The 14,710-nt window shown below is 65.4% G+C and carries 13 protein-coding genes and 1 tRNA gene; 5 read left to right on the top strand and 9 right to left on the bottom strand.

Translation table 11 applies throughout. The features are described 5' to 3' along the window. Both ACRCSW_RS02710 and ACRCSW_RS02705 read right to left on the bottom strand, forming a co-directional pair. A partial coding sequence (locus tag ACRCSW_RS02710; protein WP_438702444.1) for a penicillin-binding protein 1A occupies positions 1 to 2,411 on the bottom strand: 2,411 nt, incomplete at its 3' end. 115 nt (positions 2,412 to 2,526) lie between these two features. Next, a complete protein-coding gene (locus ACRCSW_RS02705) occupies positions 2,527 to 3,729 on the bottom strand; it encodes an N-acetylmuramoyl-L-alanine amidase (RefSeq protein WP_438702443.1) in 1,203 nt (400 codons plus the stop codon). Between the two features lie 161 nt (positions 3,730 to 3,890). On the opposite strand from ACRCSW_RS02705, the gene ACRCSW_RS02700 reads away from it, so the two are divergent. Beyond that, on the top strand, positions 3,891 to 4,664 hold the full coding sequence (locus tag ACRCSW_RS02700) for a DsbA family protein (RefSeq protein WP_438702442.1): 774 nt from the start codon (positions 3,891 to 3,893) through the stop codon (positions 4,662 to 4,664). Here ACRCSW_RS02700 and ACRCSW_RS02695 read toward each other — a convergent pair whose 3' ends face one another. Further along, a complete protein-coding gene (locus ACRCSW_RS02695) occupies positions 4,665 to 5,246 on the bottom strand; it encodes a TetR/AcrR family transcriptional regulator (RefSeq protein WP_438702441.1) in 582 nt (193 codons plus the stop codon). 95 nt (positions 5,247 to 5,341) lie between these two features. Between ACRCSW_RS02695 and ACRCSW_RS02690 the strand changes: the two genes are divergently transcribed. Continuing rightward, a complete protein-coding gene (locus ACRCSW_RS02690) occupies positions 5,342 to 5,776 on the top strand; it encodes a DUF2214 family protein (RefSeq protein ID WP_438702440.1) in 435 nt (144 codons plus the stop codon). Here the strand turns inward: ACRCSW_RS02690 and ACRCSW_RS02685 are convergent, their stop codons facing one another. Beyond that, positions 5,777 to 6,997, bottom strand: a complete 1,221-nt coding sequence (locus ACRCSW_RS02685; protein ID WP_438702439.1) for an MFS transporter — start codon at positions 6,995 to 6,997, stop codon at positions 5,777 to 5,779. Positions 6,998 to 7,085: 88 nt separating this feature from the next. Here ACRCSW_RS02685 and ACRCSW_RS02680 point away from each other — a divergent pair, with 88 nt between their 5' ends. Next, on the top strand, positions 7,086 to 7,976 hold the full coding sequence (locus ACRCSW_RS02680; protein WP_438702438.1) for a LysR family transcriptional regulator: 891 nt from the start codon (positions 7,086 to 7,088) through the stop codon (positions 7,974 to 7,976). Here the strand turns inward: ACRCSW_RS02680 and ispG are convergent, their stop codons facing one another. The 3 genes from ispG to hemA all read right to left on the bottom strand — a co-directional run bounded on the left by ispG (position 7,977) and on the right by hemA (position 11,736). After that, positions 7,977 to 9,101 carry a flavodoxin-dependent (E)-4-hydroxy-3-methylbut-2-enyl-diphosphate synthase gene (gene ispG, locus ACRCSW_RS02675; RefSeq protein WP_438702437.1) on the bottom strand — a complete coding sequence of 375 codons (1,125 nt, stop codon included), beginning with the start codon at positions 9,099 to 9,101 and terminating at the stop codon, positions 7,977 to 7,979. 69 nt (positions 9,102 to 9,170) lie between these two features. Then, positions 9,171 to 10,394, bottom strand: a complete 1,224-nt coding sequence (locus tag ACRCSW_RS02670; protein WP_438702436.1) for a helix-turn-helix domain-containing protein — start codon at positions 10,392 to 10,394, stop codon at positions 9,171 to 9,173. Between the two features lie 118 nt (positions 10,395 to 10,512). Further along, positions 10,513 to 11,736 carry a 5-aminolevulinate synthase gene (hemA, locus tag ACRCSW_RS02665; protein ID WP_438702435.1) on the bottom strand — a complete coding sequence of 408 codons (1,224 nt, stop codon included), beginning with the start codon at positions 11,734 to 11,736 and terminating at the stop codon, positions 10,513 to 10,515. A gap of 206 nt (positions 11,737 to 11,942) precedes the next feature. On the opposite strand from hemA, the gene ACRCSW_RS02660 reads away from it, so the two are divergent. Then, positions 11,943 to 13,316 carry a M20/M25/M40 family metallo-hydrolase gene (locus tag ACRCSW_RS02660; RefSeq protein ID WP_438702434.1) on the top strand — a complete coding sequence of 458 codons (1,374 nt, stop codon included), beginning with the start codon at positions 11,943 to 11,945 and terminating at the stop codon, positions 13,314 to 13,316. Beyond that, positions 13,316 to 13,756 carry a GNAT family N-acetyltransferase gene (locus tag ACRCSW_RS02655; RefSeq protein ID WP_438702433.1) on the top strand — a complete coding sequence of 147 codons (441 nt, stop codon included), beginning with the start codon at positions 13,316 to 13,318 and terminating at the stop codon, positions 13,754 to 13,756. The genes ACRCSW_RS02660 and ACRCSW_RS02655 overlap by 1 nt, the downstream gene beginning before the upstream one ends. A 111-nt stretch (positions 13,757 to 13,867) precedes the next feature. Here the strand turns inward: ACRCSW_RS02655 and ACRCSW_RS02650 are convergent, their stop codons facing one another. Next, positions 13,868 to 14,194, bottom strand: coding sequence for a hypothetical protein (locus ACRCSW_RS02650; RefSeq protein WP_438702432.1), 327 nt, complete (start codon positions 14,192 to 14,194; stop codon positions 13,868 to 13,870). A 92-nt stretch (positions 14,195 to 14,286) separates the two neighbouring features. Beyond that, positions 14,287 to 14,363 (bottom strand) — tRNA-Asp (locus ACRCSW_RS02645). Between the last annotated feature and the right edge of the window lie 347 nt (positions 14,364 to 14,710).

Below are 14,710 nucleotides of genomic sequence, written 5' to 3'. Positions count from 1 at the left end.
AAGCCGCCGTCGACGACGACGCTACCCAGGCCGACGTAGGCTTCTTCGCCTTCGCGGAAGTATTCGGACACGACGTTATCGCCCGTCGCATCATCCGGCAGAGGCTGGCCGGTGAAACGGTCGATCTTCTGGAAATAGCCGCCGGGCGGCACCCGGAAATCGCCGCCACCGTATTTCTTGATTGCGGTGTTCATGAAGCTTTCAAACACCGGGCCGCAGAGACCGCCGCCCGAAGCCCCGTCGCCCAGCGACCGCGGCTGGTCATAGCCGATGTAGCAGCCCGCCGCGATGTTCGAGGTATAGCCGATGAACCAGACGTCCTTGGCGTCGTTCGTCGTCCCCGTCTTGCCCGCCACCGGCACCGGCAGGTTGATCCCCTTCGCCGTACCGCGCTGGACCACGCCTTCCAGCATCGAGGTCAGCTGATAGGCGGTGATCGCGTTCATCACCCGCTCGCGGTTGGTGTCGATGGTGACCCCCTGCCCCCGCGGAAGATCGACTGTGGTGCAATCTTCGCAGACCCGCTGGTCATGGCGGTAGATCGTCTTGCCGAAGCGGTCCTGCACCCGGTCGACCAGGGTAGGCTCCACCCGCTCGCCACCATTGGCGAACATGGCGTAGGCCGCGACCATCTTGAACAGCGTCGTCTCCTGGCTGCCAAGCGCGTTCGCAAGGAAGGCGGGCATCCGGTCATAGACCCCGAAACGTTCGGCATAGCCCGCGACGGTGTCCATGCCGATTTCCTGCGCGATCCGCACGGTCATTAGGTTCCGCGACTGCTCGATACCCGTCCGCAACGGCGTGGGGCCGTAGAACTTGTTCGACGCGTTCTTCGGCGTCCAGAGGCCCTGCGGCGTGTCAACCTCGATCGGCGCGTCGACGACGATGGTCGCAGGCGTGAAGCCGCTGTCGAGCGCCGCGGCATAGACGAAGGGCTTGAAGCTGGACCCCGGCTGGCGCGTGGCCTGGGTGGTGCGGTTGAAGACCGAGTCCTGGTAGGAAAAGCCGCCCTGCATGGCGAGCACGCGGCCCGTGTTCACGTCCATCGCCATGAACGCGCCCTGCACTTCCGGCACCTGACGCAAGGACCAGCGCTTGAACGTGCCGTCCTCGTTCGTGACCGCACGGACCAGAACCACATCGCCCACAGTCACAAGATCGCCCGCGACGTCGGCCTTCTTGCCAAGCTCGCCGTCCGCCAGGCGCTTCCTTGCCCACGTCACATCCTCGGCCGGGATGAAGTGGCCGTCGCCGTCATCCATCACCCCTTCGATGCCGATGCGGGCGTCGCTCTCGCCGACCTCAAGCACTACCGCCGGGAACCAGGCCGCCACGTCGCGGGGCAGTTCCAGTGCCGCGAGCGCCGCGCGCCAGCGTTCCTCGGACTCCAGAGCCTCGACCGGAAGGGTCTTGCCCGTCCCGCGCCAGACGCCCTGCTTGCGGTCAAAGTCCTCCAGCCCCTTGCGCAAGGCGACTGCGGCGGCTTCCTGCAGTTCCGGGTCGACCGTCGCACGAATGGTCAGACCGCCCGAGAAGAACTCTTCCTCGCCGAAGACGCCGGACAGCTGGCGGCGGATTTCGTCGGTGAAATAGTCGCGCGGCGGTAGCGCATCGCGAAACGCCTCGAAGTCGCCGTTCTGCACCGACAGAAGCGGCATTTCCTTCTCGGAGAGATACGTGGCCTCATCGATATAGCCGTTCTGCCACATCTCGCGCAGCACGTAGTTCCGCCGTTCCGTCACCCGCTCTTTCGCGGTCACCGGGTCGTACCGGCCCGGCGCCTGCGGCATGGCGGCCAGCATTGCGGCCTCATGCGGGGCCAGCTCCGACAGCGGCTTGTTGAAATAGGTCTGTGCTGCGGCAGCGACCCCGTAGGAGTTCTTCCCAAGGAAAATCTCGTTCAGGTAAAGCTCGAGGATCTTGTCCTTCGACAGCGTCGCCTCAAGCCGGGTTGCAAGGATGATCTCCTTGATCTTCCGCTCGACCGACCGGCTGCCGTCCAGAAGGAAGTTCTTCATCACCTGCTGAGTGATGGTCGAAGCCCCGCGCATGCTTTCGCCGCGCGATTTTACCGCCTCAAGCACTGCGGCCACCATGCCGCGCGTGTCATAGCCATGATGCTTGTAGAAATTCTTGTCTTCGGCCGAGATGAAGGCGTACTTCACAAGGTCCGGGATATCCTCGCTTGCCACGAAGAGCCGCCGTTCCTGGGCGAATTCGTCGATGATCCGACCCTCGCCGGAATAGATCCGGCTGATGGTCGCGGGTGTGTATTGCGCCAGATTCTCATGGCTCGGCAGGTCGCGGGAATACATGAAAAAGATGCCGCCCAGCGTGAGCGCAGCAAACATCAGCCCCAGCGTCAAAGACGAAAAGAGCCCACCCAGTACATTGCCGATAAACCGAAGCACCCGACACCCTCGCTAACTTCGCGCTCGCACTATACCAGACGCGGGCCCGCGTCAAAACCTTGGCTTATCAAAAGTTACTGCGCGGGCGGGGTTTCGCAAGGCAGGGTTTCCAGCCTCAGGGCGCCGAGACCGCCCGAAGGGCTGCATCGTCCCTGGACCAGGCGACCAAAGCCTGCAGAATCGCCTCGGCAAGCTTCGCCCGCCAGTCAGGGTCGGAAAGGCGCCTGAAGTCGCGGTCCGAGGAGAGGAAACCGACTTCCAGCAGCACCGACGGGATGTCAGGCGACTTCAGGACCGAAAACCCCCCCGCCTGCAGCGGATGGCGGTGCATGCGAATCTCGGCCGCCTTGATCGCCCCGACCACGGCGGCCGCCAGCCGTTCGGTCCGCGGCGCCGTCTCGGTCCGCGCCATGTCCATCAGCACTTCGGCCACCACATCGTCCTGATCGCTAAGGTCGACCCCCGCGAGCAGATCGTCGCGGTCATGCCTTTCAGCCAACGCGGCCGAAGCCGCATCCGACGCCTCCTCGGCCAGGGTATAGACGGTGGCGCCCTGAGCATCGCCCTCGGCCAGGGCATCGGCATGAAGCGACAGAAACAGGTCCGCCTCGACCTCCCGCGCGATCGAGGTCCGGGTCTCAAGCGGCACGAAGATGTCGTCGTCGCGCGTCAGGACCACCCGGAAGCGCCCGTCGCGGACCAGAACCTCTTTCAGCTCGCGCGCGAAGGTCAGCATGAGGGCGGCTTCCGTCTGCCCGTCCCGCTCGGCGCCGGGGTCGATGCCGCCATGGCCGGGGTCCAGGACCACCACCAGGGGGCCGGACCCCTCGGGCAAGGGGGGGATCATCTCGGCCGGGTCCGGCAGGGCCCAGCCCGGCAGGTCCGGTCGTGCAGCCTCGGCGGCAAAGCTGGCCGCGTCCGTCGGCACCAGCGTCAGCCCGATCCCCGGCGTGCCGTCCGTCACCATCTCGGCCCGTGCGACCTTCTGCGGCCCGTCCAGCTCCAGCACCAGGCGCGACCAGCCGGGACGCAAGGTGCCCGCGCGCAGGGCCAGCACCGGCGCCTTCAGCGCCAGTCCATCCACCCCGGTCCAGTCGACTTCCCGCGTGTCGATCACCAGCCTGGGCGGATCGGCCAGCAGCCGCAAGCGCCAGGGAACCGGCTGACTTATGCCCAGCCGCAGCTCGACCCCGCCATCGATGCGGGCAATCGACGACCGCCCCGCATCCAGCCGCGCCAGCGCCGAAAGCTCTTCCGCCCCCGCAGGCAGGGCCAGTGCCAGCATCAGCGGCGCGAGGAGAGTGCGAAGCCAGGTCATCGCCGCCTTATCCCCGGTTGGCCGCCGATTGTAAATTCCGCCCAGGGGCGGCGGATCACAAAGCGGCGAGCGCCTTGTCATGCCCCGGCCCGGCCCCTATCCTCCCCGCGCCGCCGCACCACGCGCGACCGGCCCCCCGTGCGGCAATCTCAGGAGCCCTCATGCACCGCCTCGCCCTTGGCCTGATCGCCGGTCTCGTCAGCCTACCTGCCCTGGCCGAAGAGGTGCCCGTCACCCCCCCCGCAGCGACGGCCGAGGCCACGATGACCGAGGCCGAGCGCAAGGCCTTTCGCGAGGAAGTCCGCGCCTATCTTCTCGAAAACCCCGAAGTGCTGATCGAGGCGATGGATGTCCTGCAGGCGCGCGAAGAGGAAGCGGCCCTGCAGCGCGACATCCTGATGGTCTCCACCCATTCCGGCGAGATCTTCAACAGCCCGAACGACTGGGTCGGCGGCAATCCCGAAGGCGATCTTACGCTGGTCGAGTTCATGGATTACCGCTGCAGCTATTGCCGCAAGGCCTATGCCGAGGTCGAGGAGCTGATCAAGGCCGACGGCAATATCCGCTTTGTTGTCAAAGAGTTCCCGATCCTCGGGGAAGCCTCGCTTCTGTCCGCGCAATTCGCCATCGCCATGCGCCAGCTACATGGTGACCAGGCTTATGAGGCCGCCCATGACGCGCTGATCGCGCTGCGCGGCGAACCGACGCCCGAAACGCTCGCACGGCTGGCGACGGATCTTGGCCACGACCCGAAGCCTGTGCTTGACCGGATGGGCTCGCCCGAGGTCATGTCGGTGATCCAGGCCAACCACATCCTGGCCGAGCAGATGGAGATCACCGGCACCCCGGCCTTCGTGCTGAAAGACATGGTGATGCGCGGCTATGCGCCTTTGGAGACCATGCAGCAATTCGTGGCCGAGGCCCGGACCGAGTGATCAGAGCGTAGCGATCACGGGTCCGATCACTGCCTCCATTCCAGCGCGGGTGCCGTCCTTTTCGTTGTCGAGCCGCCCGGCAAGGTAAAGCACGACATAGCCGTGCAAGGCCGCCCAGAACCGCACCACTCCGCCACGCAGCTGGCCAGCGTCCGCCGCGGGATTGGCCGCGTGGATCGTTTCCTGGAGCGTCTGAAACGCATGCTGCGCGGCGGGCATGTCTGCCGTTCCACCTTGCGCGAACGGCAGATCGTCCGCGAACATCAGCCGGAACATGGCCGGCCGCTCGCGCGCGAAGGTCATGTAGGTCCAGGCCTGATCCATGATCCGCGCCTGGGGCGGTTGACCTGCGCCCGCCGCCCGCTCCATCCGCGCCGCGAAGTCGGCGAAGCCGGTCTCGGCAATCGCGGTCATCAGCGCGCTTTTGTCGGCGAAGTGGCGGTAGGCGGCGGTGGGCGACACCCCTACCCTGCGCGCCAGATCGCGCAAGGAAACCTCGCCGCCCGACTCCAGAGCCTCGACGCCCGCCGCGATCAGTGCTGCGTGCAGGTTGCCGTGGTGAAACTTGTCTTCGCGTTTCATGTTTACGCTGCTAACTTTTATGTTTACGCCGCTTACTTTCGATGCTATGTTCACACCGTAAACTTAATCTGCCACCACGTCTACGGAGAACTGTCATGATCCCTTCCGTACTTGCCGCATCGGCCCATCACATCCTCGCCTTCCTCCTAATCGCCATCCTCGCAATCGAGATCGCACTGGTCCGTCAGGGCATGACCCTTGCCGCCCGCAAGACGCTGGGGCGTGTTGATGCGGCCTATGGGCTGGTTGCGGCTTTGCTGCTGATCATCGGGTTGTGGCGGGTGTACTCGTTTGAAAAGGGGCTCGACTTCTACCTCACCTCGGTCTGGTTCTGGGTGAAGATCGGCGCCTTCATCCTGGCCGGCCTTCTTAGCGTGCCGCCCACCCTGCGCTTCCGCACCTGGGGCCGGATGGGCGATACCCCGCCCGACGCAGCGGCGATCCGGTCCGTTCGGCGCTGGATGCACGCCGAGGTGGCAGTGTTGCTGGTCATCCCCGTCGCCGCGGCGCTGATGGCGCGGGGGTTCTGATCACTCGGCAGGCCGGGGTGCGGCCTCGGCCAGCTCCGGTTCGGCATGGATCAGATGCCGCACCCACAGCCCCAGGCCCAGAACCACCAGCGCGCCACCGACCGCTGCAAACGCCCCCGCCAGACTGAACCACGCGACGAGAGGGGCCGAGACCAGAGGCGATGCGAACTGCCCAAGGAAGAACGCCATGGTCAGAAGCCCCGACGCCCGCCCCCGCATGCTGACCGGTACGCGCGCCATGAACCAGTTCATGTAGTTCGGCATCGAGATGCCAAGCCCAAATCCCACGATCACCGCCCCGGCCAGCACGCCGCGCCAATCGTCAGCCAGGGCATGGATCAGAAACCCCGCCCCGATCAGCCCGAAGCTAAGGCCAAAGATCGTCATCGCCGAAAGCCGCTGCCGGATCTGGCCGTATTTCAGCGACACAGGGGCCGAGACCATCACCTGAGCCGCCAGAAGCGCGCTGATGATCAGCGGGCTCGTGGTGCCAAGCGCCTCAAGGTGGAACGGCAGCCGCGTGGGCGTGAGGTAAAAGGCCGCCTGAAAGAGGAAGGCCAACGTGCCGATGAAGGCAAAGGCCGCCCAGGGAAACCGTTCGGTCCCACCTTTGGCTGGCGCGGTCCTTTCGGCTTGCAGCCGCCGCGCGTAAGGGGCCAGCGCCATCAGGGCAAGCGCCGCCACGGGCAAGATCAGCGCATAGACTGCGAAGGCGCCACGCCAGTGGAGGCTGGCCAGCAGCCCGCCAAACAGCATGAACACGATTCCCGCCACCGAAATAGCCGCCCCCTGCAGGCCAAGGAACCGAGCCCGCTCGGCGCCCTGCCAAAGGTCCGACGCCCAGGTCATCCCCAGCGTCATCGTCCCGGCCACCCCCAGACCCAGCGCCAGCCGCCCCGCCAGAATGCCCGTCAGGCTTTCGGCCCACAGGCCGGACGTGCCGCCGATCAGAAAGAGCCCGGTCGTCAAGACCAGAAGCTTCTGCCGATCCCAGCGGTCCGTCAGCCAGCCCATCAGCCCCGCCGAAAGGACGATGGCCAGCGACGGCAACGTCACGATCATCGCGGCCAGCGTCTCGATCCCCGCGACATCCGCGAAATGCCGTTTCAACTCCGGCAAGGACGAGGCGATGGTGGCATTGGCCATGATCGTCATCGCCCCCAGGCCCAGCACCGCCAGCGTCACATTCCGGCCCGGTCTGCCCTCCAGGTTCTGTTCCATGTCATGCCCTTTGCTTTGGTCTTGCCGATCCTCTCAATTTCCAGGAAGGTGGACCAGTCCGTATTTTCTGCGATCTATGTCCACAAAGATGCACAATGATCTTGACCTCACCGCCCTTCGCGGCTTCCGCACAGTCCTGCGCGAAGGGTCGTTCTCGGCTGCGGCCCTGACGCTTCGGGTTCCGAAATCCACCCTTTCCAAACGCGTCGCCGATCTTGAAGCGCAACTGGGCGTCCGGTTGATCGAACGCTCGACCCGCACTTTGCGCGCGACGCAGGAGGGCGAAATCCTTGCCACCCGCGCCGACAGGCTGCTGGGCGAGGCCGAAGACATCCGCCGGGCCCTGGGCGAATCCGGTGGCCAGCCGCGCGGGCATCTGCGGCTTTCCGCGCCACAGTCCTTCGGCAACGTCCTGCTCGGCGCCATCACCGCCGACTTCCGCAGGCTTTACCCCGATGTCACGCTGGAGATCCACTTCCTAGACCGCGCACCGGACCTCTTGGAGGAAGGTTTCGACGGCTGCATCCGCTTTGGCCCGCTTGAGGATTCCATCCAGGTCGCTCGCCGCCTTCTGCACGGCCAGGCAATGCTGGTCGCAGCACCCGATCTGCCGGGCCTTGACACCCTGAAGCGGCCGGAGGACCTGAAACGGTTCCAGCAGGTCGGTCTTGCAACGATCTGGCCGGGCGGGCTCTGCCTGCAGAACGGCGACGAGGATGTCGTGCAGCCCTACGATCCCCCGCTGCGGCTTGGCTCGCATCTTGCTGTCCGTGACGCAGTGATTGCAGGCGCGGGCATCGCGGCCCTGCCCAGCATCGTCGCCTGTCCTGAAATCGCGACGGGGCGACTGGTCCGCGTCCTGCCCGAATGGTCCACACCCAGAAAGGCGATCTACTTCGTCTACCCTTCGGCCCAGTCAGTGACCGCGCGGCTTCGTGTCTTCATTGACCATTTGGCGCAACACCTGGCCGAGGACTGATCACTCCGCCGCAAGCTTCTCGGCCGCGTCGATCTCGGCGGCCTTTTTCTCGACCAGCTCGACGATGTGGTCCACCATCCGGTCGTTCGACAGCGTGTGGTCCTGCTTGCCCGCCAGGTAGACCATCCCCTTCCCCGCACCCCCGCCGGTAAAGCCGATGTCGGTCATCAGGGCCTCGCCCGGTCCGTTCACCACGCAGCCGATGATCGACAGGCTCATCGAGGTGGTGATATGCGCCAGCCGCTCCTCCAACGTCGACACCGTCTTGATCACGTCAAACCCCTGCCGCGCGCAGGACGGGCATGAGATGATCGTCACCCCCCGGTGCCGGAGGCCAAGTGACTTCAGGATCTCGAACCCGACCTTCACCTCTTCCACCGGGTCGGCCGACAGCGACACCCGGATCGTGTCGCCGATCCCGAACCAGAGAAGGCTGCCAAGCCCGATTGCCGACTTCACCGTGCCCGAAACCAGCCCCCCCGCTTCCGTGATCCCCAGGTGGATTGGCGCGTCGGTCGCGACGGCAAGCTGCTGATAGGCCGCGGCGGCCAGGAATACGTCCGAGGCCTTCACGCTGATCTTGAATTCGTGAAAGTCGTTGTCTTGCAAGAGCTTGATATGATCGAGGCCCGATTCCACCATCGCATCCGGGCAAGGCTCGCCATACTTCTCTAGCAGGTGTTTTTCCAGCGACCCGGCATTCACCCCGATCCGGATCGAGCACCCGTGGTCCCTCGCCGCCCGCACCACTTCGGCCACGCGCTTGGCGTCCCCGATATTGCCGGGGTTGATCCGCAGGCAGGCCGCACCCGCCTCGGCCGCCTCGATGGCGCGCTTGTAGTGGAAATGGATGTCCGCGACGATCGGCACGGGCGACTCCTGCACGATCTCGCGCAGCGCATGGGTCGAGGCCGCGTCGGGGGTCGAGACCCGCACGATATCCGCCCCCGCCACGGCACAGCGCTGGATCTGCTCGATGGTCGCCGCCACATCGGTCGTCAGCGTGTTGGTCATCGTCTGGACCGAGATCGGCGCGTCGCCCCCGACCAGCACTTTGCCCACGCTGATCTGCCGCGACTTCCGCCGGTCGATGTTGCGCCAGGGACGGATGGGGTTGTGGGTCATGGGAAAAGCTCCAGTGCTTCCGAACTGGAACATATGACGCTAGGGGATTGGCGGCAATGGGCGCCGGGCTTACTCGGTCGGTGCGACCTCGGGCAGCACGTTCGTCGCATCCGCAGTGGCAAAGCGCGCAAGGTCTTCGTCCTGCGTCAAGTCGGCCTGGGCGAAATCCGTCGTCAGCGCATCGGGCGACAGCGGGATATCCTTCACCACATTCGCCCCAGGGGCAGCAGGGCCATAGGTCACCCCGTCGACAACAAAGTAGATCGAGCCCGAGTTCCCGGTCCGGAAGACGGCAGCTGTCTCAAGGGCCGGCACGGTGTATCGCTCACCCGCGTCAAGAATCTTCTCGAAGAGCACCGTGCCATCGGCAGCATTGACGCGCACCCAGGACGGACGCACGGCCAGCACTTCGACGCCTTCCTTGGCTTCAGCGATAACCTGGACATCGCTGTCCAACGCCGTGGCCAGGGCGGTATCAACCGTATCGACCGGAGCCGTTTCCGCCAGCACCCCCGTGTCGCGCGGATTGATCGCTGCAATCGGGCCATCGCGAGAGGTCAGGACCGGCACATCCAGCGCCTGGGGCCGGTAAAGACGGTCCATCACATCGCCCGAGGCCGAGCCTTCCGCGCTCGCCATCGCTTCGGCGGCGGGTTCGGCCGGGCGCGAGGCCACAACTGGCGGCGCAGCGGCACCGGCATTGGCCAGCGGATCGATCTCGGCCACCACGGTCGGCGCTTCGTCGACCGGCGCAAGCTGCACGCGCTGCACTTCCTGCAGGACCGACCAGCCGCCATACCCGATGGCACCGATCAGGGCGATCAGCACGGCAATCGAGCCGATGGCACTGGGTTCGACCTGAGACCAGATCGCCTCGCCACGCGGTACGAAGCTTGCGTTGGGGTCGGCAAACGGATCGGAGTGATCGCCCCGCGCTCGCGCCTTGATAATCTGTTGCGGAGCGGCGGCGGCGGAGAGCCCGTGCGACACCGAATAGCCGGCCTCGGCGCAGAAGCGCTCGAAGGCCCATTCCGGGTCCATCGCCAGGTAGCGCGCGTAAGACCGGACGTATCCGGCCACGAAACCGGGGGTCTCGAAGGCCGACATATCGGCGTTCTCGATAGCTGCAATGTAGGTGGCCTTGATCTTCAGCTCACGCTGTACATCAAGCAGCGATTTGCCCAACGTCGCACGCTCACCGCGCATCAAATCGCCGAGCTTCAACTCGAAGTCGTCAAAGCCCTTCGGCTTGTCCTCTTCGGCTGCGGAAGGTTTTGACCTCCAACCGATCATCAGCCCCGTGTCCCCTTCGGTGCACCTGTAATGGTGGCCGCCTTCCCCAGCGACTCACACTGTTTTCTATTCGATAAACCGTAGCACAGGGCAAGGGCTTTTGCATATGCAGAAGCCCCTATGCAACCCCCTCGGCGCGATTCAGCGCACACTGGCTCCAGAGCGCATCCATCGCCCGGACCAGCGCGTCGATCTCCCTTGGACCATGCACCGGCGAGGGCGTGAAGCGCAGCCTCTCGGTGCCCCTTGGGACGGTCGGGTAGTTGATCGGCTGGACGTAGATGCCGTGGTCTTCCAGAAGCATGTCCGACAGCATCTTGCAGTGCACCGGGTTGCCCACATGCACAGGCACGATGTGGCTTCCGTGGTCGATGATCGGCAGGCCAAGCCCCTTCAGCCGCAGCTTCAGGATCTTCGCCTGCAGCTGATGCGCATCCCGCAGATGCTGGGCCGTCTTCAGGTGGCGGACCGACGCCGCAGCCCCAGCCGCCACCGTCGGCGGCAGCGAGGTCGTGAAGATGAACCCCGGCGCATAGGACCGGATCGCGTCCACCATCTTCGCGCTTGCCGCAATGTAGCCGCCAAAGACGCCATAGGCCTTGGCGAGCGTGCCGTTGATGATGTCCACCCGGTGCATCACCCCGTCCCGCTCCGCCACCCCTGCCCCACGCGGCCCGTACATGCCCACGGCATGCACCTCATCCAGATAGGTCAGCGCGCCGAACTCTTCGGCCAGATCGCAAATCTCGCCGATCGGGCCGAAGTCGCCATCCATCGAGTAGATCGATTCGAAGGCGATCAGCTTGGGTGCCGCCGGGTCGTCCTTGGCCAGAAGCTCGCGCAGATGCGCCACGTCGTTGTGCCGGAAGACCCGCTTCTCGCCCCCACCCCGCCGGATGCCCTCGATCATCGAGTTGTGGTTCAGCGCATCCGAATAGATGATCAGACCCGGGAAGATCGCCCGGAGCGTCGACAAGGTCGCATCGTTGGCCACATAGGCCGAGGTGAACACCAGCGCCGCCTCCTTCTGGTGCAGGTCCGCAAGCTCTGCCTCCAGCCGCTTGTGCCAGACCGTGGTGCCGCTGATGTTCCGCGTGCCCCCCGACCCCGCGCCGCCCTGATCCAGCGCCTTATGCATCGCGGCCAGAACCTCGGGGTGCTGCCCCATGCCAAGGTAATCGTTCCCGCACCAGACGGTGATCTTCTTCTGGCTGCCGTCGGGGCGGGTCCAGACCGCATGCGGGAATTGGCCCTGCTCGCGCGCGATATCGATGAAGGTTCTGTAGCGCCCTTCGTCGTGCAGGCGCTGCAGGCTCGCGTCAAGCGCGCTTGTGTAATTCATTGTCATCCTCGGTCCCTCTTGCGGCAAACCTTCCCGGCTTCCCGCACTGGTGCCTTGATTTCGGTCAATCTCTCATAAAACCCAAGGAGGCGAAATGTCACCCCCTCCACTTGTTTCCAATCTTGCAACTATACCGCAATCCATCCGTTATGGACACCGCCAAGCCGCCTGATACCCTGCGGAAAACCCTACCATCGGAGGCCCCCATGACCCTCGACGCCGTTCTCAGCCGCATCGACGACACCCTGCCCGAAGCGCTTGACCGGCTGGTAGAGCTTCTCCGCATCCCCTCGATCTCGACCGATCCGGCCTATGCGCCCGACTGCGCCCGCGCGGCCGACTGGCTGGTCAACGACCTGAAATCGCTGGGCTTTGACGCGCGGTCCGCCAAGACACCCGGCCATCCGATGGTCGTGGGGCACGGCGGCGAGGGCAACCGCCACATCCTCTTCTACGGTCACTACGACGTCCAGCCCGTCGATCCGCTCGACCTCTGGGACCGCCCGCCTTTCGAGCCCGAACTCCAGGACACCCCCAAAGGCCGCGTCATCCGCGCGCGGGGATCGTCGGACGACAAGGGCCAGCTGATGACGTTCCTCGAGGCCTGCCGCGCCTGGAAGCACGTCCATGGCGCGCTGCCGGGCAAGCTGACCATCTTCCTGGAGGGTGAGGAAGAATCAGGCTCCCCCTCCCTCATCCCCTTCATGGAAGCCAACCGCGGCGAGCTGACCGCGAGCCTCGCCCTCATCTGCGACACCGGCCTTTATGAAGACCGGGTGCCTGCGATCAGCACGCAGCTCCGGGGCCTGGCGAAATCCGAGTTCACCATCCACGCCGCCTCGCGCGACCTCCACTCCGGCGCCTACGGCGGCCTCGCGCGGAACCCGCTCCACGTGATGGCGCAGCTTCTGGCCGACCTCCACGACCCCGACGGCCGCGTCATGGTCCCCGGCTTCTACGACGACGTCGACGAGCTTCCCGACACGCTCCGCAGCCAGTGGCAGGCGCTGTCGTTCAACCACGCCGCCTACCTCGGCGACGTGGGCCTTTCGGTCCCCGCAGGCGAAGTGGACCGCACGCCCCTCGAAATGCTCTGGTCGCGGCCCACGGCCGAGGTCAACGGCATGTGGGGCGGCTACAACGGCGCGGGCTTCAAGACCGTGCTTCCGGCCGAAGCGCACGCCAAAGTCAGCTTCCGCCTCGTCTCGCGCCAGGACCCGGCCAAGGTGTTGACTTCGTTCCGGAAATGGGCCGAGGCCCGCATCCCCGCCGATTGCCGGATCGCCTGGCACGACGGCATCGAAGGCTCGCCCGCCTCGGTCATGGCGATCTCCGACCCCGCGTTCGAGGCCGCCCGCACCGCCCTCTCGGAAGAGTGGGGCCGACCGGCGGTCTTTGTCGGCGAAGGCGGCTCGATCCCGATCGCGGGCTACTTCAAAACCATCCTCGGCATGGACGCGATGCTCGTGGGCTTCGCCAAGGATGACGACCAGATCCACTCCCCCAACGAGAAATACGACGTCGAGAGCTTCCACAAGGGCATCCGCAGCTGGGCCCGCATCCTGGCGCGCATCGCGTGATGCTTGAACTTCGCAATGCAACCCACGGGGACGAAAACGATTTCCGCGCGCTCTGGGGCCAGTACCTGACCTACTACAAGGTCGATCTTGCACCGGAAGTGACCAACGCCACCTGGGCCCGGCTGATGGACCCCGCCTCACCCGTCAAGGCCCGGCTCGCAGTCGTTGAAGACCGGGTGATGGGCTTTGCCGTCCACCTCCACCACCCCTCGACCTGGGTCGCGACCGAGGATTGCTACCTCGAAGACCTCTTCGTCGCCCCCGAAGCCCGCGGCCACGGCCTCGGCCGCGCCCTGATCGACGACCTTATCGCCCTCGCCCGCGCCAAAGGCTGGTCGCGGCTTTACTGGCACACGAACGAAGACAACACCCGCGCCCGCGCGCTTTATGACAGCTATGTCGCGTCGGATGGGCATATCCGGTACAGAATGAAGCTCTGACCTCTCCACCCCGCGCAAATCTTTTCGAAAAGATTTGCAAATTCCTTCGAAGGAATTTGGCGCTCCTCACGGACAGCGCGCCCATGTCACCGTCAAGCCGTCCGGATAGTCCTACCGCAGGCTCTTCCCATCCTCGGCCAAAGTCAGCACGGCCGAATCCATCCATTCCCCACCGCCGCCTTCGTTGAGAAGCGTCGCCTCGACCTTGCGGGGGTTCACCGGATCCTCGATCAGGTCGGTGACCGTCATTGCGCCATCGCCCCCGATCATGACGCCCTTTTCGACCGTGATGACAAGCGCATCGCCGCAGGTCACGCCCTCAGGCGCATACCGGCCGTCAAAACCCCTGGGCAATTCGACGGCCGCTACCTCGGCGAAAGCGCCAGAGGCCGCAACTACGGCGGCGGCGGCAAGCGGAAGAAAGGCAGTGCGGGACATGGGCCGGCTTCCTTCATGGATAAGCTCGGTACCTGATAAGACGATACCGACCGGCAGGTCGAGGCCGGGAAACATGACCACAAAGCGGAAGGTGGCGCGGTGGACGGGGCTCGAACCCGCGACCCCCGGCGTGACAGGCCGGTACTCTAACCAACTGAGCTACCACCGCGCGATGCGGGGCGGAATAGACGCTCCTTCGGGGGGCGTCAATGGGGAAACACAGGAGCGCAGGCCAAGGGTGCTGAGGCCGTGGGTCGGGTTGCGGGTCATGGAGGGACGGGTGGCGCGCGGGGTGGGGGCCGCAAGGGGGTCTCCGTCGGTGTCCCACGGTGGGACAGCGGGTGGGGTGCAGGGATTTCAAGGGGTTATGGGGGCGTTAGGGAGTTGTTAGGGGTTTTGGGGTGGGTTGGGTGGGGCGTTGCCCGCAGGGGGTGGTGGGGTAGGGCCAGCGCGATGCCCCGCCGAGCGCAGTTTATTTTGGAGAGTCAGATGGTTGCGGCGGGTGTGGTGGGTTGG

The sequence above is a fragment of the Tabrizicola sp. genome, assembly GCF_051645465.1.
Classification (GTDB): domain Bacteria; phylum Pseudomonadota; class Alphaproteobacteria; order Rhodobacterales; family Rhodobacteraceae; genus Tabrizicola.
This window is presented reverse-complemented; position numbering and strand designations above follow the sequence as displayed.